At 69.8% G+C, this 18,854-nt stretch carries 22 protein-coding genes; 7 read left to right on the forward strand and 15 right to left on the reverse strand.

Annotated elements, in window-relative coordinates:
• Nucleotide 1 precedes the first annotated feature (1 nt).
• Genes R9Z33_RS16565 through R9Z33_RS16580 form a run of 4 tightly spaced genes read left to right on the forward strand, consistent with a single transcriptional unit; the run spans nucleotide 2 to nucleotide 4,811 of the window.
• Entirely contained in the window at nucleotides 2–568 is a 567-nt protein-coding gene (locus R9Z33_RS16565; protein WP_318647673.1) for a hypothetical protein, read from the forward strand.
• Complete coding sequence (locus R9Z33_RS16570; protein ID WP_404830602.1) at nucleotides 565–921, forward strand: DUF6950 family protein; 357 nt, start codon at nucleotides 565–567, stop codon at nucleotides 919–921. Before R9Z33_RS16565 ends, R9Z33_RS16570 begins: the two co-directional genes overlap by 4 nt.
• Before the next feature lie 14 nt (nucleotides 922–935).
• Nucleotides 936–2,957 (forward strand): phage tail protein, encoded by a 2,022-nt coding sequence (locus R9Z33_RS16575; RefSeq protein WP_318647675.1) that lies wholly within the window; start codon nucleotides 936–938, stop codon nucleotides 2,955–2,957.
• 12 nt (nucleotides 2,958–2,969) lie between these two features.
• Nucleotides 2,970–4,811 (forward strand): pectate lyase family protein, encoded by a 1,842-nt coding sequence (locus R9Z33_RS16580; RefSeq protein ID WP_318647676.1) that lies wholly within the window; start codon nucleotides 2,970–2,972, stop codon nucleotides 4,809–4,811.
• A gap of 5 nt (nucleotides 4,812–4,816) precedes the next feature.
• Here R9Z33_RS16580 and R9Z33_RS16585 read toward each other — a convergent pair whose 3' ends face one another.
• The 12 genes from R9Z33_RS16585 to R9Z33_RS16640 form a co-directional block, all read right to left on the reverse strand.
• Nucleotides 4,817–5,029, reverse strand: a complete 213-nt coding sequence (locus tag R9Z33_RS16585; protein ID WP_318647677.1) for a hypothetical protein — start codon at nucleotides 5,027–5,029, stop codon at nucleotides 4,817–4,819.
• A 64-nt stretch (nucleotides 5,030–5,093) separates the two neighbouring features.
• Nucleotides 5,094–5,723, reverse strand: coding sequence for an SCO family protein (locus tag R9Z33_RS16590; protein WP_318647678.1), 630 nt, complete (start codon nucleotides 5,721–5,723; stop codon nucleotides 5,094–5,096).
• A gap of 9 nt (nucleotides 5,724–5,732) precedes the next feature.
• Nucleotides 5,733–6,227: a copper chaperone PCu(A)C gene (locus R9Z33_RS16595; protein ID WP_318647679.1), complete on the reverse strand. Its 495-nt coding sequence runs from the start codon at nucleotides 6,225–6,227 to the stop codon at nucleotides 5,733–5,735.
• A gap of 58 nt (nucleotides 6,228–6,285) precedes the next feature.
• Complete coding sequence (locus R9Z33_RS16600; protein ID WP_318647680.1) at nucleotides 6,286–6,678, reverse strand: DUF2946 family protein; 393 nt, start codon at nucleotides 6,676–6,678, stop codon at nucleotides 6,286–6,288.
• On the reverse strand, nucleotides 6,675–7,001 hold the full coding sequence (locus tag R9Z33_RS16605; RefSeq protein ID WP_318647681.1) for a YnfA family protein: 327 nt from the start codon (nucleotides 6,999–7,001) through the stop codon (nucleotides 6,675–6,677). Before R9Z33_RS16605 ends, R9Z33_RS16600 begins: the two co-directional genes overlap by 4 nt.
• Nucleotides 6,998–7,495: a M23 family metallopeptidase gene (locus R9Z33_RS16610; RefSeq protein ID WP_318647682.1), complete on the reverse strand. Its 498-nt coding sequence runs from the start codon at nucleotides 7,493–7,495 to the stop codon at nucleotides 6,998–7,000. Before R9Z33_RS16610 ends, R9Z33_RS16605 begins: the two co-directional genes overlap by 4 nt.
• A 46-nt stretch (nucleotides 7,496–7,541) precedes the next feature.
• Nucleotides 7,542–8,210, reverse strand: a complete 669-nt coding sequence (locus R9Z33_RS16615; protein ID WP_318647683.1) for a thioredoxin domain-containing protein — start codon at nucleotides 8,208–8,210, stop codon at nucleotides 7,542–7,544.
• Between the two features lie 29 nt (nucleotides 8,211–8,239).
• Nucleotides 8,240–8,743, reverse strand: a complete 504-nt coding sequence (lspA, locus tag R9Z33_RS16620; RefSeq protein ID WP_318647684.1) for a signal peptidase II — start codon at nucleotides 8,741–8,743, stop codon at nucleotides 8,240–8,242.
• Nucleotides 8,740–9,462, reverse strand: coding sequence for a cytochrome c biogenesis CcdA family protein (locus R9Z33_RS16625; protein ID WP_318647685.1), 723 nt, complete (start codon nucleotides 9,460–9,462; stop codon nucleotides 8,740–8,742). The genes lspA and R9Z33_RS16625 overlap by 4 nt, the downstream gene beginning before the upstream one ends.
• Nucleotides 9,459–11,021, reverse strand: coding sequence for an apolipoprotein N-acyltransferase (lnt, locus tag R9Z33_RS16630; RefSeq protein ID WP_318647686.1), 1,563 nt, complete (start codon nucleotides 11,019–11,021; stop codon nucleotides 9,459–9,461). The genes R9Z33_RS16625 and lnt overlap by 4 nt, the downstream gene beginning before the upstream one ends.
• Before the next feature lie 186 nt (nucleotides 11,022–11,207).
• Nucleotides 11,208–11,777: a copper chaperone PCu(A)C gene (locus R9Z33_RS16635; RefSeq protein ID WP_318647687.1), complete on the reverse strand. Its 570-nt coding sequence runs from the start codon at nucleotides 11,775–11,777 to the stop codon at nucleotides 11,208–11,210.
• The gene (locus R9Z33_RS16640) at nucleotides 11,774–14,068 is read right to left on the reverse strand and encodes a heavy metal translocating P-type ATPase (RefSeq protein WP_318647688.1); all 2,295 of its coding nucleotides are present in this window, start codon (nucleotides 14,066–14,068) and stop codon (nucleotides 11,774–11,776) included. Before R9Z33_RS16640 ends, R9Z33_RS16635 begins: the two co-directional genes overlap by 4 nt.
• A gap of 199 nt (nucleotides 14,069–14,267) precedes the next feature.
• Here R9Z33_RS16640 and R9Z33_RS16645 point away from each other — a divergent pair, with 199 nt between their 5' ends.
• A complete protein-coding gene (locus R9Z33_RS16645; protein ID WP_318647689.1) occupies nucleotides 14,268–15,287 on the forward strand; it encodes a YncE family protein in 1,020 nt (339 codons plus the stop codon).
• A 127-nt stretch (nucleotides 15,288–15,414) separates the two neighbouring features.
• Here the strand turns inward: R9Z33_RS16645 and R9Z33_RS16650 are convergent, their stop codons facing one another.
• The 3 genes from R9Z33_RS16650 to R9Z33_RS16660 form a co-directional block, all read right to left on the reverse strand.
• Nucleotides 15,415–15,879 (reverse strand): DUF411 domain-containing protein, encoded by a 465-nt coding sequence (locus R9Z33_RS16650; protein ID WP_318647690.1) that lies wholly within the window; start codon nucleotides 15,877–15,879, stop codon nucleotides 15,415–15,417.
• 111 nt (nucleotides 15,880–15,990) lie between these two features.
• Nucleotides 15,991–16,449: a cupredoxin domain-containing protein gene (locus tag R9Z33_RS16655; RefSeq protein WP_318647691.1), complete on the reverse strand. Its 459-nt coding sequence runs from the start codon at nucleotides 16,447–16,449 to the stop codon at nucleotides 15,991–15,993.
• A 58-nt stretch (nucleotides 16,450–16,507) separates the two neighbouring features.
• The gene (locus tag R9Z33_RS16660) at nucleotides 16,508–17,845 is read right to left on the reverse strand and encodes an Nramp family divalent metal transporter (protein ID WP_318647692.1); all 1,338 of its coding nucleotides are present in this window, start codon (nucleotides 17,843–17,845) and stop codon (nucleotides 16,508–16,510) included.
• 82 nt (nucleotides 17,846–17,927) lie between these two features.
• Between R9Z33_RS16660 and mntR the strand changes: the two genes are divergently transcribed.
• Both mntR and R9Z33_RS16670 read left to right on the forward strand, forming a co-directional pair.
• Nucleotides 17,928–18,380 carry a manganese-binding transcriptional regulator MntR gene (gene mntR / locus R9Z33_RS16665; protein ID WP_318647693.1) on the forward strand — a complete coding sequence of 151 codons (453 nt, stop codon included), beginning with the start codon at nucleotides 17,928–17,930 and terminating at the stop codon, nucleotides 18,378–18,380.
• On the forward strand, nucleotides 18,377–18,817 hold the full coding sequence (locus tag R9Z33_RS16670; RefSeq protein ID WP_318647694.1) for a MerR family transcriptional regulator: 441 nt from the start codon (nucleotides 18,377–18,379) through the stop codon (nucleotides 18,815–18,817). Before mntR ends, R9Z33_RS16670 begins: the two co-directional genes overlap by 4 nt.
• Nucleotides 18,818–18,854 lie beyond the last annotated feature (37 nt).

An 18,854-nucleotide genomic window follows, 5' to 3' on the forward strand; every position in this document is an offset into this window, starting at 1 on the left:
CATGTCCGGCACCCCGCGCCTCAGCAACCAGGCCGCGGCCGCCGCCACCGCGCCGATCGCCACGCCGGTGGTGCTGGTCGAGCTCGACTTCGCCACCGGCCCCTTTCGCGTCTGGACCGGGCTCGGCCCGCTCGACTGGGCGGGGAAGGTGTTCGAGGGCGCCGGCAGCATCGGCGCCATCTCGGATGTCGAGGAGACGGTGGAGCTGCGCGCGGTGCGGCTGACGCTGGCCCTGTCGCCCGTGCCGCAGGAGGTGGTGGATATCGCCCTGGCTGAGCGCAGCTACCGCCTGCGGCCGGTCACGCTGTGGGGCGCGCTGCTCAATGCGCAGGGCGCCTTTGTGGCGGACCCGTTTCCGCTCTGGGCGGGGCAGATGGACACGATGGAGGTGACGGACGGCGCGGAGCCTTCCGTGGCGCTGGCCTGCGAGAGCCGGCTGGTCGACCTCGAGCGGGCGGAGGTGCGGCGCTACACCGATGCCGACCAGCAGGCCGAATACCCCGGCGATCGATTCTTCGAGTTCGTGCCGGCGCTCCAGGAGGCGGAGATCCGGCTGCCGATCCAGTGACGCGGCTGCCCGATTGGCCGGAACGGTTGGCGGCCCTGATCACCGCGGTCGAGCATCGGCCCTTCGATGCGGCGCGCTGGAACTGCGGGCGCTTCGCTCTGGCGGCGGTCGTGGCCTGCACCGGCCAGCGGCCCTCCTGGCAGCATCGCCCCTCCTTGGCGGCGATGGCGGACACCGCCGGCTTCCCCCGTGTGCCAGTGCCCTTCGCCCGCGCTGGCGACGTGGTGCTCGCCGCCCACCCGGAGCGCCTCGGCGTCGTGCTCGACGCCGGCCGCGTGGCCTTCGTCGGTCCCGCGGGATTGCTACGCGCGCCGATCACGACCTGCGTCGTGGCGTGGCGCATCGGCTGGTGAGGGACTGACAGACCATGCCCGTCGCCATCCCCTTCATCGCCGCCGCCGCGGGGGCCGCCGCCTCCGCCGTCATTGGCGGCGGCGTCCTGGGCGCCGTGGCGGCCGCCGGTGCCGCCCTGGTGGTGTCCGCCGTCGGTGCCGCCGTCTTCCGCCCCAAGTCGCCCTCCGCCGCCCGCAGCGCCAATGTCACGCCAGGCACCGACACCGGCCCGGGCTCCGGCTTCGACCCGCGCACGCCGGGCGCCGGCCGTACCCAGTCCTTCCGCCAGCCCATCACCGAGCACCAGATCGTCTTCGGGCGCTGCCGCACCTCGGGCCCCGTGGTGTTCCTGCACTCCGCCACCGACGATGAGGGCCGCGCCGACGGCTTCCTGCATGTCGTCGTGGTGCTGGCCGCGCATCGCGTGCGCGCCATCGGCGAGGTGTTCCTCAACGGCACCGCCTCCACGGACGCGAAGTTCGCCGGCCTGCTGCGGATTGACCGCGCACTGGGCGATCCCGGCCAGGCCGCCAACGCCAACCTTGTGGCGGACACGGGCGGCCAATGGACCGCGGCACATCGTGGCCAGGGCCGAGCCTATCTCGCCGTGCGGCTCAAGTTGCGGCCCGAGGCCTTCCCCTCCGGCGCGCCCAGCCTGTCGGCCATCGTCGAGGGAGCCGACACCATCCTCGACCCGCGCAGCGGCGCCACCGGCTGGTCCGACAATCCCGCACTCTGCCTGGCCTGGTACCTGACTTCTCCTTTCGGGTGGCGCGCGGACTGGGCGGACATCGACATGCCGGCGCTCATGGCGGCCGCCAACATCTGCGACGAGATCATGGGCCGCCGCGATGGCACCGCCGAGCGGCGCTACACCGTCAACGGCGCCGTCACGCTCGGCGAGGGCAAGATCGCCATCACCCGCAAGCTGGTCGCCGCCATGGCCGGTGCGCTGGTGGTGAGCGGAGGGCGCTTCTACATCCATGCCGGGGCGCCGGCGCTGCCGGCCGCGACGCTGACCTCCGACGATCTGCGTGGCGACGTCACCATCGTCGGCTCGCGTCCGCGGCGCGATCTCTTCAACGGGGTGCGTGCGGTCTATGTCGAGCCGGCCGCCGCCTGGCAGCCGACCGATGCGCCGCCGCTGCTCGCCAGCAACTACGTCGCCGAGGATGGCGGCGAGGCGATCTACCGGGACATGGAGTTCCCGCTCACCACCTCGGCGGCGACGGTCCAGCGCCTGATGAAAATCGAGCTGGAGCGCAATCGCCGCCAGCGCGAGGTGGCGATGCAGGCCAACCTCTCGGCGCTGCGCCTGCGGCCCTGGGATGGGGTGACGGTGGCGCTGGAACGGCTGACGCCATTCCCGGCGCGGGTGACGGGCTGGGCGCTGGCGCCGGATGGCGGGGTGAACCTGCAGCTGGCCGAGGAGGATCCCGCCGTCTGGGCGTGGAACCCGGCGACGGACGAGCGCGCGACGGGGCAGAACCCGTCCGTGGTGCTGCCGAACCCGGGCGTCATCGCAGCACCCGCTGCCATCGTGGTGGAGACACCGCTCGGCACTACCTTCACGGCGATCGCGGTCTCCTGGTCCGCGGTGGGCTCCGCATATCTCGCCGGCTACGAGATAGAGTTCCGCCCGGCCTCTGTCGCCGTCTGGCAGGGCTACGCGGGCGGCTTCGGTGCCACCGCCGTTGCCATCCCGACCGCAGAGCCCACCGCCTTTCGTGTGCGAGCCCAGGCGCGCAGCGGGGCGGTGTCGGGCTGGCGCGAGGCGCTGGTGCCGGCCGCCGCCTCCGGCCTGGCGGCAACGGGCATGGCCGGCGGCGTGCGCCTGTCGGGTGGCTTTCCCGCGGACGGGGTGCGGCTGCAGGTGTTCGAGGCCAGCAGCGCCAGCCTCGCCGCCGCCACCAAGCTGGCCGCCGAGCCGACCGCGCTGCCCTGGGATCGCACCGGCCTCACCACCGGCCAGACCCGCTGGTACTGGCTGCGCAGCGTCTCGGCCGAGGGCAACGTCTCCGCCTTCGCCGGCCCGGTCACCGCCACCGCCCTCTGATCGGAGAATGCCATGCCGGCGCGCATCGACGACCTGCTGGTCCTCAACGCCAACCTCAACAAGACCGACTTCGCGAAGTATCTGCGCGATCGCGAGGCGGTGCTGCCGAATGATTTCGGCGGGCTGGGCGATGGCGTGGCCGATGATCGCACCGCCATCCAGGCTGCTTTCGATCGCGCGGGCGCGGACCAGAAATTCGCGATGATCCCGCCCGGCACCTGGAACGTCTCCGGCACCGTCACGCTGCCTGGCGGCGCCCGCGGCCTGATCATGCAGGGGACCATCCGCTACACCGGCACCGCCCCCACCTCCGTGCTGGTGCTGGGCGATGGCGGCACCATCCGCAACGCCGAGAAGCTCTACACTGGCCTGAACGTCATTCGGCAGACGCTGTCGGACTGGTCGTCCGAGGCCGATATCGGCATCACCGTGCGCAACGTGGATGCCAGCCAGATCGAGCTGCGCCGCGTCGAGGGTTTCACCATCGGCATGCGCACGCTGGGCGATGGCCGCGGCGTGGAGGACAGCACCTTCACGCTGGGGCGCATCGTCAACAACCGCATCGGCCTCGACATCTGGTGCGCGACGGCCACCGCCTGGAACACCTCGATCCGCTACTACGGCGGGCACTTCGCCCAGGCGACCGGGGTGAACCCCGCGATGGACCGGTTCGGGGTGCGGTTTGGGAATGAGGCCGGCGCCTATTCCAACCACAACCGCCACGTCTTTGACGCGCCGAACTTCGAGCTGCGCCAGGCCGGCAGCAACATCGCCATCCCCTTCCTGAACCAGACCTCGGGCTCTGCCATCATTGCGCGCAACATGCGCATGGAGGCCTGCTCGCCGATGGCGGCGCGGCACACGGCCGGGGCGCAGGATTGCGAGTACGACATCGCCTGGACCAACACCTACCTGGTCGGCATCGACTACACCGCGACGGCCAACCGCTGCGGCAATGCGGTGCTCAACCGGCACAGGGCGCCAGCGTCGCGCTTCCAGCGCTTCCTCGCTGGGGTGCCGAACACCCGGGCGGCGGCCTTCCGTCAGTCGGCGACGGAGGTCGGCGTGGAAGGACTGATCACCATCGCAACCTCGACCACCACCGCGACCTTCATGGCGGATTTCTGTTTCAACGGGCTGGCGGATGTGACGCCGACCGATCGGGCGGTGACCCTGGCGGCAAACCGTGGGCTGGGCTGGATGCTGGATACCTCCCAGGCGAAGGAATTCGCGCTGGCGCATTGGCTGACGAGCGGCGCCTCGGGCGGCCGGCTCTTCGTGCGGGTGTTCGACGGCGCAGGGAACGTCCGCGAGGACATCGCGGGCGATGTGCTGGCTTCGATCACCACCATGCAGTGGAACGGGCCGGCGAAGGGGTGGAACGCCGGCGCGCCGATGGATGACGCCAACTTCAATCGGCGGCAGACCATTCGCGTCGGCGCTGCCGTCGCCTACGCCCAGGTGGGGGTGATCGGGTTTGACGGGCCGATCGACCTGCAGTCGCTCCGGCTCTACGGGCTGCCGGAGGCCGCGCCCGCGGTGCTGAATGGCACGCCGCTGCTGACGGGGGCGCTGTTCGGCTCGGGGCGGCGGGAGTTTGCCGCGGAGGTGTCCTGGGATCTGCCGAGCCTGGCGCCGGGGGCGACGGCGCTGATCGATGTCACGGTGAACGGGGCACGGGCCGGCGATCTCGCGCAGGCGTCATTGGTGTCGTCGACCCGCTTCATCGAGATGGATGCCGCGGTGTGGTCAAACAACACGGTACGCGTGATGGCGCGGAACATCTCCGCGGCGACGTTCGATCTGGCCGTCGCGACGCTGTCGGTGGCGGTGGAGAAGCGGCGCGTTCCGTGATCGCTTCAGAAGACGCGATCAGTTATCACCAGCGGGGTGTCGGCCGGCACCAGCCCCTGCTCACGCGCCAATTGGCGCGCAAAGAACAGCATCATCTTGCGGCCGTCGTCATCGACATGACCCCAGATCCGGAGCAACTCCTCGCGGTGCTCCGGCTTCAGCTTGCGCCCCGGTAGGCGTCTCACAGCGCCTTCCTGGCTGTCCACAGCGGTCTTCATCGTTCCGAACCTCCGACGCCGTATCTCCAACCTTCCCATGATACCGACCCGCGATTCCAACCTTTCATTGTCGCGTCGTGACCAACATCCGCAGCTTCTCCAAGGCAACCCGATCGCTCTCCTTGTTGTCGACCGTCCCGGCAAAACGCCCCTGGGCGTCCAGCAGGAAGATGCTCGCCGAGTGGTCCATGGTGTAGCCGCCGCCCTCCAGTGGCACGCGCTGGTAATAGACGCGGAAAGCCCGCGTGACCTCCGCCACCTGCGCCTCGGTGCCCGACAGGCCCGTGATGCGACGGTCGAAGGCTTCGAGGTAGCCGGCCATTGCCTGCGGCGTGTCGCGCTCGCTGTCCACGCTCACGAATAACCACTGGATCCGCTCCGCGTCCGTGCCCAACGCCTCGATGAAGCCTGTCATCTCGTTGAGTGTGGTCGGGCAGACATCAGGGCAGTGAGTGAAGCCAAAGAAGATCGCCATCGGCTGGCCGCGGAAGTCTTGTTCTGTCACCGCACGGCCGCGGTGATCGGTCAGTCGGAATGGCCCGCCGATCGCAAGGCTCGTCGGGCCGATTGCGACACGTTGGGGAGCCAAGGGCCCATCGGTTACCAGCCAGCCGCCGGTGGTCGCCAGGAGAGCGAACCCCACAACAGCGACGGCACCCCAGGCGAGCCAGCGCGTCAGTCGCAGGATCTTCATGGCGTGCCCTCAATGTCCGTCATGGCCGGAGCCGCGCGCGCCGGCCGCTTCGACCGCGAGTTCAACGTCGACGCGCCCGGCCCGCTCGAACACCAGCGTGAGTGGAATGCGCGCGCCCTGGGTAAAGCCGCCCTGCGGGCCGATCAGCATCAGATGCAGGCCGCCAGGTGCGAGGCGGACCTCCTGCCCTGGTGGAATGGCGATGCCGCCGGGGATTGGGCGCATACGCATGATGCCGTCGGTCATGGACATCTCGTGCATCTCGGCCCGGTTCACCCGCGACGCCTCGGCTCCAACAAGCCGATCGGCGACGCTACCGGTGTTGCGGATGGTCATGTAACCCGCCGCGGTCGGGGCGCTGGCCGCGACCGCGCGCGTCCAGGGATGGCCGATCTGCAGGTCGCCGGCGCGGAAATCATGCGCGGTGGCAGACCCGGATAGCATGGCAGAGGCAGTGAGGCTCGCGCCGGCCATGAGGGCCGCGCGCAGGAAAGTGCGACGCATGAATGAGAACTCCGAATCGGAATGGAAAGCAGCCGGCGCACGACGCCGGCGATGACGATCAGCCGATATTCGGAGGTGTGGGTGGTGCGCGCGCCGGCGGCGGACCACGCGGTGGCGGCGAGAGAACGAGCCGACGGCCAGGTAAACGATGCTGTTCGAGGCTCACCCAAGTGGGCTGATTCAGAACGACGTCGGCCGGCGGCAGCGCCCAGGCGCCATCCGGCAGACGGCACAATGGGCAATGCCCGACCGGCGCCGCATGCGGAGCCTGTTCTCCCTCCGCGGGTCCGGGCTGTCCGGAGGGCAGGCAGAGCGATGAGCGCAGCAGCGCGTCGAAGGCCGAACGCTCCACCGCCGCGAAGCCCGGCAGCGGCAGCAACAGCCGTGCGATGATCCCGAGCAGCACCAGCGCCGAGACCGGCGCGCGCAGTTCTGCCCAGACGCGCCTCATGCCTGGCGCGGTCCGTAGAGGATGATCAGCGCGCCGGTGACGCTGACGGCGCCGCCGATCAGGTCCCAGCGATCGGGCGCCACACCCTCCACCACCCGCAACCATATCAGAGACGCAGCGATGTAGATGCCGCCATAGACCGCGAAGGCTCGGCCGGCACTCTCCACATCGGTCAGCGAGAGCAGCAAGCCGAACAGGCCGAGCGAGAGGACACCGGCGGCGGCCCAGCCGGTCGCCCCCCCGAGCCGCCACCAGGTCCAGATCGCGTAGCAGCCGGCGATCTCGGCCGCGGCAGCCGCGACGTAGATCGCCAGGGATCTCATCGCGCCGGCCTGGCCTCCGCGACCTCGGTCCAGGGCACGCAGGCACTCCTCGTCAGCCAGGGCCAGGGGTTCTCAGGCCTGCCATCCCGACGAAGCTCGACATGTAGGTTCGCCCCTGTGGTGCGCCCGGTGCGCCCGACGACGCCAATTTCCTGTGCCGCCCGCACGGTCGCTCCACTGCCGATGCCCGGCGCGAAGCGGGCGAGATGGGCGTAGCGCGCGCGGGAGCCGTCCGGATGCTCGATCTCGACCATCAGGCCGTAGTCGAAGTACCGCCCGGCGAACACCACCACCCCGGGTCCGGCCGCAGTCACCGGCGTGCCGACCGGCGCGCGGATGTCGACGCCGGGATGCGGCCGACCATGCCGCGGTCCGTAGCCGGAGGAGAACTCGCCAGCGACCGGCATCGCGACCGGACAGGGGGCCGACAGGGCAGCGGAACCGGTGCCGAGCGTGAGCGCGAGGCCGAGGGCCAGAGGGTGCCGATAGATCATGCCCCGGTCCGTGCCCTGGGCCGAGGCGGAAGGCAACCCCGCATCGTCAGCCGCGCGGGGCCGTGCCCGGCGGCAGCAGCGGGCGGACCAGCGCCGAAAAGCGCTCGAAGCTCTGCACGCCGCGATGCACCTGGCCGTTGATCACGAAGGACGGCGTGGCACTGACGCCGAACTCGCGCTCGCCCTGCAGCCGCATGACCGCGATCAGGTCGGTGAAGCCGCGATCGGTCATGCAGGCGTCGATCCGTTCGGCCGGCATGCCGGCCAGCGTGCCGGCGCGGCGCAGCCAGGCGCGCGCGTCCGGGCTGTGCGCCCAGCTCTCCTTGTTGGCGTAGAGCATGGAGATCAACGCCTCGTAGCGCTCCGGCCCGCCGCAATGGACCATGGCAGCGGCTTCGAGCGCGACACGATCGAGCGGGAAGTCGCGCATCACGAAGCGGACCAGCCCCGGCTCGATGAAGGTCGTGCGGATGCGCGGGAAGATCGTGGTGTGGAAGTTCGCGCAATTGCCGCAGGTCAGGGAGTGGTACTCGATCACCGCCACCGGCGCGTCGGCGCGACCAATGATGCGTTCGCCCGGCAGGGGGCGCGGCGTGTTGGGGCCTGGCGCTGTCGGCTCAAAGGCCTGGGGCCCGGGCGCCTGCGCGAATGCGGCCGCCGCGGGAATGGAGAGCGCGACGGAGAGCGCCGCCCGGCGGGTAGTGACGTGGGACATCGGTGGTTCCTCCAGTTCAGGGATCGTGGTCATTGCGGCTGCGCCTGCGGCGCAGGCGCGCGGAAGCTGGTCAGCACCAGCAGCGTGACACCGCTGACGATGGCAACATCGGCCATGTTGAAGGTCGGCCAGTGCCAACCACCATAGTGCGCGTCGATAAAATCCGTGACCGCGCCAATGCGCAGGCGGTCGACGATGTTGCCAAGCGCGCCACCGATGATGAGGCCAATCGCCGTCGCCTCGGTCCGGCTGGCCGCGCGCCGCAGCCACAGCAGCAGCCAGGCGACAACGGTGAGCTTGATGCCGACGAGCAGCCACACTGCCCCGGCCGCGCTTTCGGCGAACATCCCGAAGGTGACGCCAGTGTTGAAGCCGAGCCGCAGGTTCAGCACTGGCAGCAGCGTGATGCCCTCGCTGTAGGGTGGCCAGAGCGCGTCGAGCGCCCAGGCCTTGCTGCCCTGGTCGATGACCGCGGCGATCGGTGCCGCGATCAGGCCGAAGCGCCGCAGCGCGCGTGGGGCGGGCGTGGTCATCCCAGCCGTGCCAGCCATGGAAATGCCTCCAGGATCCAAATGGCGAGCCGAGTCATCTCGCCGGTTGCGATGGCGAGGCCAGCGGCGACCATGACGGCGCCGCTCGCGACCTGCAGAATGCGCCCTAGCCGCCCGAGCCGCCGCGCGCGGGCCATCACCGCCGGCAGGTAGAAGGCCGCCAGCAGGAAGGGCACGCCCAGGCCGAGCGCATAGGCGGCGAGCAGCCCGACCCCGGCGCCGGGCGTCAGCGCCGCCGCCGTCAGCACGCCAGCCAGCACCGGCCCGATGCAGGGCGTCCAGCCGAAGCCGAAGGCGATGCCGATCAGCGTGGCGGAGACCGGCCCGCCGCCTTCAGACGGTGGGCGGAAGCGCAGGTCGCGCATCAGCGGCGCGGCGCGCAGCACGCCCATCTGCACCAGGCCCATCAGCGCGATCAGGCCGCCCGCGACCATGGTGAGTTCGTAGGACCAGCTGCGCAGCAGCCCGCCGATCGCCGTCGCCCCCAGGCCGAGCAGCACGAAGACCAGCCCGAAGCCGAACACGAAGAAGATGGAAAGCCGCAGCGCGCGCCATCGCTCGGCGCGTGCTGTGGCGAGGTCGGTGCCGGCGACCCAGGCGACGTAGCCCGGCACCAGCGGCAGGACACAGGGTGAAAGAAAGGACACCAGCCCGCCACCGAAGGCCAGGAACAGGCCGAGCAGGCTCAGCTCAAGCGTCACGGCCGCCTCCGCAGGGTCACGGCGGTGACCGCCAGCAGCATCACGGCGAGCGCGAACGGAAGGTCGCCCCAGCGCGCGTATGGCGTGGCCTCCGCGATCGCGCCAGGCAGCGCCACATCCAGGACCCCTGCCGTGGCAAGCGGCAATCGCGCCATCTCGCGGCCGTAGGCATCGGTGACGAAGGAGATGCCGCTGTTTGCGGCGCGCACCACCGGCAGGCCAAGCTCGATGCCGCGCACTCGGGCGGCCAGCGCGTGCTGGTACGGACCCCAGGAGGTCCCGAACCACGCATCGTTCGTCACTGTCAGGATCCAGCCTGGCGCGGCCTCCCCGGCCGGTGGTCGCGTCGGGAAGATCGCCTCGTAGCAGATCAGCGGCCAGGCCGGCGGCAGGCCAACGGCGGACAGCGCGCGGCGCGGTGCGCCGGGGATGAAGTCCACCTCGCCCACTGTCAGCTTCGGCAGGGCCGCGAGGATGCGGCGCAGCGGCTGGTACTCGCCGAACGGGACAAGGCGGATCTTGTCGTAGGCGGCGGTGATTTCGCCGCGGGCGTCGAGTGCAACGATGCTGTTGAGCAGTGCCGGCCGTCCCTCCTGTGTGACGCTGCGGCGCACCGCGCCGGTCAGCAGAGCGCCATCCGGTGGAACCACGGCGGCGAGCCGTGCGCGGATGGCGGGCGCCTCCGCGATCAGGTAGGGCACCGCTGATTCCGGCCAGACGACATGCGTCGGCGGCGCCGTGCCCTCCGCCGCCTGAGCGCTGAGCGACAGCAGGCGCGCCAGGATCGCTTCGCGCTCGCCCTCCGCCCATTTCAGGTCCTGCGCGATGTTCGGCTGGACGATCCGCAGGTGCACGCCCGTCACCGGCTCGGGCGTGACCTCGGCAAGGCGCAACGCGCCGTGGCCCCAGGCGCCTGCCAGCAGCATGACAGCCAGCGCGGCTGGCCAGATCCGCCGTTGGCGGACGGCAAGTGCGGGAAGTATGCCGGCCGCGACGGCAAGCAGCCCGGCGCCGTGGATGCCGATGAGAGCGCTGGCCTGGAGCAGTGCGTCCGAGGCTCCCAATGAATAGCCGGCGATGTTCCAGGGAAAGCCGGTCAGGACCGTGCCGCGCAGCCATTCGCCCGCAGCCCATGCGGCCATAAGCGCGGCCGCGAGCGGTGCGCCCCGGCGATCGCCAGCAAGCAGCCTCGCAGCGGCGAGCGAGAGCGCCGGAAACAGCCCTAGCCCGGCTGCGAGCGCGACCAGAGCCGGCAAGGCAAGGGCGCCGAAGCGCGCCGCGTCGACGGCGAACGCCTCGGTGATCCAGGACAAGCCGACCAGAAACGATCCAACGCCGAACAACCAGCCGAGCACGAAGGCGCCGCGCAGCGACCGGGTCCGCTCCAGCAGCAGGAACAGGCCGCCGAAGGCGATCGGCAGCGCCACCGCCACATGCAGCGGGGCAAAGGCCAGCGCCTGGACCGCGCCGAGGACCGGGGCCAACAGCCACACGGCAGCGCTCACCTGTGCTGGCTGCGCGGCGCCGACCGGCACGGCAGTCAGTGCGGCTGTGGTCATCGCACCGCACCTGACCGGGCTGGGGGCGTCTGGACCTGTTGACCCACCTTCGCGAGAGAGATCGCGTAGAAAAGTCCCGATAGCGCGAACAGGATTACCAGGAGCGCGATGGACCGCCCGCGTCGACGCGATAGCATGCGGCGATGCTCCTCCTCCTCGGTCGGGCCAGGTGCTGCCATGCGACGCTCAGTGGTAGTGGGCGCGGAGTTGCAGCGTCACCGGACCGGCACGCTCAAAGCGCAGCACGATGCGAATGGCGTCGCCAACGCCAAGCGGTTGTTGGATGCCGCGCAGGAACAGGTGCGGTCCGTTCGGTTCCAGCGCGACAACCCCAGCGGCTGGAATGGTCAACCCCTCGGTCATGGTCCGCGCACCATCGGCGACGGCAGGATCGGGCACGCGGATCTCGACTGCCGCGGCCACGGGTGAGAAGGCAGCGAGGAGCCGGTCAGGTTCCTGGCCACGGTTGCGGACCGTGACGAAGGCGTAGGAGAGGTCCCGATCCTGCTCGGCCGCCTTGGTCCAGGCGCCCGTGAGCAGCAGACCGCCGGCCTCGACGTCCTGTGCGGCTGCCGGAACGCCGACGATCGCGCGCCAGGCGAGAAAGATCGCGGCCATCAACAAGCTCGGTCTCAGGGCTTTCATTCGAAGGTCTTCCTCAGCCGAATCCCCCCTGACGGTGTGCGCCGAGATGATCGGTCGCACGTGCACGGCCAGGATGGCTGCGCCGCGTGGGCGGTCGAACGGCGTGGTCATGACGACGCTGTCGTGCGTGCCGTCGGCGCCCAGCGCAGCAGCCGCAGCGCGTTCAGCGTGACCAGCACCGTGGCACCGGTATCGGCGAGGATCGCCGGCCACAGCCCGGTGATGCCCATCAGCGTCGTCACCAGGAACACCCCCTTGAGGCCCACGGCGACCGCGACGTTCTGCTTGACGTTCGCCATCGTCGCACGCGACAGGCCGATCAGTTCCGCCACGCCCATCACGCGGTCTTTCAGCACCGCGGCATCCGCGGTCTCCAACGCCACATCGGTGCCGCCACCCATGGCCACGCCGACATTAGCCGCCGCGAGGGCCGGCGCGTCGTTGATCCCGTCACCGACCATGACGACGCTGCCGCGTTCCCGCAGCTTGCCGATCTCGCGCAGCTTGTCGTCTGGCAGCAGCTCCGCCTTGGCGTCGAGGCCGAGCGAGATGGCAATCGCCTCGCCGGTACGGCGGTTGTCTCCGGTGAGCATGACGGGGCGTACGCCGAGCGCCGTGATCGCCGCGATGCCGGCCACCGCGTCCGCCCTCGGCTCGTCGCGCAGGGCAATCAGGCCGGCGACGGCGCCATCGGCCAGCACCACCGCGACCGTCTTGCCCTCGCCTTCCAGGCGATCGAGTGCCGCCTCGAGCACGCCGAGCGTGGCATTCGCCTCACGCGCATGGCGCGGGCTGCCGACGGACACGGCGACGCCATCCACCGTCCCCGTCACGGCGCGGCCAGGGATCGCCGCTTGCGCGCTCGCCGGCGGCACGGCGATGCCCCGCGCCGCCGCCTCAGCCAGGATTGCCTTGGCGAGGGGATGGGCGGAGCCCTGCTCCACCGCAGATGCGATGGCGAGTGCTTGTTCCGGGCTGCGGCCGTCGGCAGCGAGGATGTCGGTGACCTTGGGCCGGCCTTCGGTCAGCGTGCCGGTCTTGTCGAAGGCCACGGTGCGGGCGGCGCCGATCGCCTCCAGCGCCGCGCCGCCCTTGACCAGCAGACCACGTCGAGCACCCGCCGACAGCCCCGAGGCCATCGCGGCCGGCACCGAGATGACCAGCGCGCAGGGGCAGGCGATCAGCAGGATCGCGAGGCCCCGATAGAGGCTCGTGCTCCAGTCCCATCCAAAGGCGAAGGGCGTGATGACGATGACCAGCAACGAGACGATCATCGCCCCTGGCGTCCACCATTCGGAGAACCGCTCGATGAAACGCTGCGTCGGGGCGCGCGAGGCGGTCGCCTCCTCCACCATGCGGATGATGCGGGCGATGGTGTTGTCGCTGGCGGCGCGCGTCACGCGGACACGCAGCGCGCCATCGGCGTTGATCGAGCCGGCGACCACCGCCTCCCCGGGTCCGCGGGCAACGGGAATGCTTTCACCGGTCACCGGGCTTTCGTCGAGCGCCGACGTGCCTTCCTCGATGATACCGTCGCAGGGCACGCGGTCGCCTGGGCGGATCAGCACCAGGTCGCCGACGGCAAGGCGGTCGGCGGGGATTTCCTCTGTGCTGCCGTCGGCGCGGATGCGCTGCGCAACCCGCGGCATCAGGCTCGCCAGCGCACGGATACCGGCGCGGGCACGGCCGGCGGCGACGTTCTCGAGTAATTCGCCGACCGCGAAGAGCAGCACGACGATCGCGGCCTCCTCGGCGGCCCCGATCACCGTCGCGCCGACGGCCGCGGTCACCATCAGGGTCTCGATACTGAACGGACTGCCGGCACGGGCCAGCGCCCAGGCGCGCCGGCCGAACGGCACCAGCGCGACGGCGGTAGCGGCGAGGAACAGGGGATACGTCAGCCGTTCAGGCAGGACGAGGGAGAGCGCATAGGCGCCGACGACCAGCGCGCCGAGCAGCCAGACGAGCTTCGCCTTGCCCGTCGCCCACCAGGGCTTCGTGGCGTCGGCGGGGTCGTCATGGTCAGCGTGGCTGTGGCCATGGCCGGCGGGCTCCGGGGCCGCGGCCTTGGCCGCGGCGGGCGCGTGGTCGTGACCCTGGTCGTGCTTGTGGCCGTGACTGTGATCGTGGTCATGGCCACACGCGGCCAGCGCCGCGCCCACGGGCGGGGCCGCCACCGTACCACCGAGCCGCTTTGCCACGTAGCCGAGTGCCGTGACCTGCTCCTCGACCGCCTCCGGCCTGCCGGCAGGGTCGAGATCCAGCGTCAGCCGCTCGGCCATCAGGTTGACCTCGACGGCGGAGACGCCGGGCAGCCGCTCCACGGCCTTGGTCACCTTGGCGACGCAGGAGGCGCAATCCATGCCCTCCACCCGCCAGGTCAGTTTCGTCGCTGCGCCCATGATATACGTCCAATGGTCCCGACAGACGTTATGGGACTTCCAGCGACTAGAGGTTCAAGGGGTGATTTGCTTCCTGATGCGATTTCCCCGGGAACCGGACAGCGTGTGCCCCGCGGGATCCTGGCCGCGCGCTTTTCTGCTTGCGCCCCGGCGGTGATGTTCGGAAACACTGCCTCCCCCCAGCGCCAGGACATCGGCCGTGCGACAGTTCGATCCCCAGGAAACCCGTCTCGGCCGCCGACTTCTGGTGGGTGCCGCCTTGGCAGCGCCGCTGATTGCCGGGACGAGCACGGCGAAGAGCCAGCCGCTGGCGCGGGCCATCGCGCCGAGGCCCTCCGGCTCTCTGTTCGTGCTGAACTCACTGGATGCGAATGTGCAGGTGCTGGACCCGGCGAGCAGCGGAGACCAGCGTCGCGTCCCGGTCCTGCGGGAACCGCACCACCTGGTCCTGACGCCTGCGCGCGACCTCATCCTGGTCGGCGATTCGGGTGCCAACGAGATGTTCCTCCTCGACCCGCGCACCGGCGAGGTGCGGCGGCGGGAGCCGATCAGCAACCCCTACAACCTCGGCTTTACGCCGGATGGGCGTCGGCTGGTCGTCACCAGCCTGCGGCGCAACCAGGTGGACATCTACGGCTGGGACGGTGCCGAGCTGCGCTTCGAAGGCCGGCTTCAGGCCGGCCGGAAGCCAAGCCATGTCACCTTCTCCCCGGATTCCCGGTACGCCTTCGTCACGCTCCAGGGCGATGACGCCGCGATCGCGATCGATCTCGACACCAGGACCGAAGCGTGGCGTGCCGATGTGGGCCGGGAACCCGCCGGCATCCTCTGGCATCGCGGACGCATCCTGGTCGGCGTGATGGGCGGGGACTTCGTCGCGGTCATCGATCCGGTGACCCGTCAGGCAGACCGGCGCATCACCGTCGGCCGCGGCGCCCACGCTGTGTTCGAAGCGCCGCAGAATGGGTTGGTGTACGTGACATCGCGTGTCGACAGCCGCATTACCGCGCTCGACCCGGAGACGCTTGAGGTCAAGCGCGTTCACGAAATCGGCGGCGGGCCGGACTGCCTGACCTTTGACGCGGATGGCTTGATCTGGGCAACGCTGCGGTGGTCCGGGCGCATCGCAACGCTTGACCCGCGCAGCGGCGCCGTCAGGACGATACGCGTCGGACGCTCCCCGCACGGCATCCTGTTCGCGCCGACCGCGCTCGCCTGAGGACTGCTGCCAGACCCCCTGAACCTGCAGGGGGCGAGCGGTACTGCTTACCATCCGTCACCAAGGACGGGCCAATGCCCGCCGGATGCGCGTTCGGCGGGGAGCGCGGTTTGTCTCCTCGCCTGCCTCAGGCCGGGTTCGGCCCGTTGAAGCGCATGAAGGGCCTGTGCGGGCCGCTGCCGAACGCGATCACGTCGTAGCTGTCCACAGGCGCGCCGGGCACTTCCATGCCAGGGGAGCCGACCGGCATCTCCGGTACAGCCAGACCACGAACGCCTTCGGGGCGCTCGACCAGCAGGCGGCGGATGGCGGCGGCGGGCACATGGCCTTCGAGCACGAAGCCCTCGATCTCGCCCGCGTGGCACGACAGCAGATCGGCGGGCGTCCCGAGACGGCGCCGTACCGGGGCGACTGAGGGCACCACCTGGTCCGACACGGTGAAGCCCTCGGCGCGCAGATGCGCGACCCAGCCCGTGCAGCATCCGCAATTCGGGTCGCGCCAGACGCTGATGCGCATGACGCGCTGGGCAAGGACGGGGATCGGCAGCGCCGTGAGCAGGGCGGTGGTGAGCAGCGAGCGCCGTGATGTCATGGGTGTTCTCCGTTCTGCTGAACCTGCACCTTGCCTCAAGGGGAAGGTCAATCGGCTTATCAGAGATGATCCCATGTCGCGGGTTCGCAACCTGAAGGTGGCTGCGAGCCGCTACTCGATGAGGATTTCGCCGACCATGCCGTGCTCGGCATGGGTGCGACGATCGGCAGCGACGATGCCGCAGCGGAGGTCCGTGATGCGCCCTGTCGCGACCGGGACGAACCACCATTCGGCAGCATGGCCGGGATAGACCTCGATCTCGCGGATCGAGCCCTTGAACTCGGCGAGCGTCACCTCCCGCCCATCGGGTTGCCGCTGGGTGACCTGGACCTTCCGCGTAAAGATCCGCGCCGCGAACTCGTCTGAGGTGAAGTAGTGAGGATCGCTGCTCACGTTCCGCAGTACGAGCCGGTACAGCTTCCCGGTCTCGAAGCGCAGCCGGTTGGGCTCGAATGCATGGCGGCCGTCGGGGCGTCCGAGTTCCACGACGACGGTGATGGGGTCCTGACGCGAGAGATCTCCCGCTGCGGATGCCCGTCGCGCCGGCTCCATCAGCGGGAAGGCGAGCATTACCGCAAGAACGCTTCTTCGCCGCACCATGGGTCATCTCCGTTGCAACGCGTTGACGTCAGTCTCCGAAAGCAGCGTCGAACAACAGCTTCATGTTCAGCCCGACGATCACCGCCGCCGTCGCCCAGCCAAGCGCGAGCTGCCAAGCCGGTGCCGTGAAGACACCCATGCGGTTTCGGTCCTGCGCGAACAGCATCAGCGGGATCACCGCGAAGGGCAGCTGGATCGACAGGATCACCTGGCTGAGGATCAGCAGCTGCGCGGTGCCGGACGCCCCATACATCCAGGTGACGATCACCGCGGGGATGATGGCGATCAGCCGGGTTACCAACCTCCGCAGCACAGGCGGCAGGCGGAACCGCAGGAAGCCCTCCATCACCACCTGCCCTGCCAGGGTGGCTGTGACGGTGGCGTTCAGCCCGCACAGCAGCAGCGCCACGCCGAAGGCGGTGGCCGCGATGCCGGCGCCCAACAGCGGCGTCAGCAGCTGATAGGCCTCACCAATCTCCGCCACCTCGGTATTGCCGCTGGCGTGGAACGTGGCGGCCGCGGTGATCAGGATCGCCGAGTTGATCAATAGCGCCAGGGTCAGCGCCAGCGTGCTGTCGATGGTGGCGAACTTGATCGCCTCCCGCTTGCCGGCCTCGTCGAGGTTCCATGACCGCGACTGCACGACGGCGGTATGCAGGTACAGATTGTGCGGCATCACCGTGGCGCCGAGGATGCCCATGGCGATGTAGAGCTGCGTCTGGTTCGTCACGATCGAGACGGCGGGAATGTAGCCGTTCAGCACCGCCGCCCAGTCCGGGTCGGAGAGCACGATCTGGATGCCGAAGCAGCCGACGATCAGCACGATGAAGCCGAAGATCAGCGCCTCCAGCCAGCGCACGCCCTTGTTCTGAAGCCACAGGATCAGGAAGGCGTCGAAAGCGGTCAGGAACACGCCGTAGAGCAGCGGGATCCCGAACAGCAGTTCGAGCGCGATGGCAGTTCCTATGAGTTCGGCCAGGTCGGTGGCGCAGATCGCGATCTCGGCGAAGAGCCACAGCGGATAGGCGACCACCTTCGGGAACCGCTCACGGCAGAGCTGCGCCAGATCACGGCCGGTCGAGACGCCGATGCGAACGCACAGCGCCTGCAGCAGGATCGCCATCAGCGAGGAGGTCAGTGCGACCGCCAGCAGCGTGTAGCCAAAGGCCGAGCCGCCGGCGAGCGAGGTCGCCCAGTTGCCCGGGTCCATGTAGCCGACGGCAACCAGATAGCCCGGACCCATGAAGGCAAAGAGCTTGCGGAGGAAACCGCCTGCGTTGGGCACCGTAACCGAGCGGTGGACCTCCGGCAGGCTCGGCAGGCCGGCCGGTGCGGGTGGCGCGGCAACCTCGGATGGCGGGTTCACGCTCGTCCTCCAAAACTTAGTGTCTGCTAAATCATAGTGATCGGGCTATGGCTGATGTCAAGCGGAGGCGCTAATGTCAGGCATGCCTCGCGCCTCGCCACGTTCCCTCCCGCCCCCGGAAGATCACGCAGCGCGCTTCACGCAGCAGCGCGAAGCCGACCGCTCGGCCATTGCCGAAGACTACGTTGAGCTGATCGCCGACCTCCTTCAGGAGGAAGGCGAGGCGCGTGCCGTGGATATTGCCCGACGCATGGGTGTTGCCCAGGCGACGGTCGCCGCGACGGTAGCGCGGCTACAGCGCGACGGCCTGGTGGAGACCAAACCCTACCGCGGGCTTTTCCTGACGCCCGCCGGCCAGGCGGTGGCATCCGCGGCCCGGGCGCGACACGAATTGGTCGTCCGCTTCCTGCTGGCGGTGGGACTCGACCCGGAGACGGCGGAAGCCGATGCCGAGGGGCTTGAGCACCATGCCAGCGAGAAGGCCCTGGCCGCCTTCGCACGCTTTCTTGCCAAGCATGAGGCCGACCGGAAGTGAGCGCGACATTCTCGATCGGAGACCTCGCGCGCGCCACCGGCGTCAAGCCAACCACGATCCGGTGGTATGAGCAGGAGGGGTGGCTCCCGCCGCCAAGCCGAACCGAGGGTGGACACCGAGCCTACGGCGCTGCGCATCTGCGCCGCCTTGGGTTCATTCGCCACGCCCGAGAACTGGGGTTCGAGAGCGAGGCCATCCGCGCACTGCTCGACCTCGCGGACAGGCCAGACGCCGACTGCGGTCAGGCGCATGCGCTTGCGACCGCGCAGATTGGCGAGATCGACGCGCGGCTACGGCGGCTCTCGGCGCTGCGCGCGGAGCTTCAGCGCATGGCGACGAGCTGCGAAGGCGGAGTCGTAGGCGAGTGTCGCATCATCGAGACGTTGGCCGACTTCGGGCACGGGCACTGCGAGGATCCAACACACGGGACGCGGTGACTCAGTGGGCGAGACGCGTCTCACGAACGCCAGCGAA

The organism is Sediminicoccus rosea (assembly GCF_033547095.1).
Lineage (GTDB): Bacteria > Pseudomonadota > Alphaproteobacteria > Acetobacterales > Acetobacteraceae > Roseococcus > Roseococcus rosea.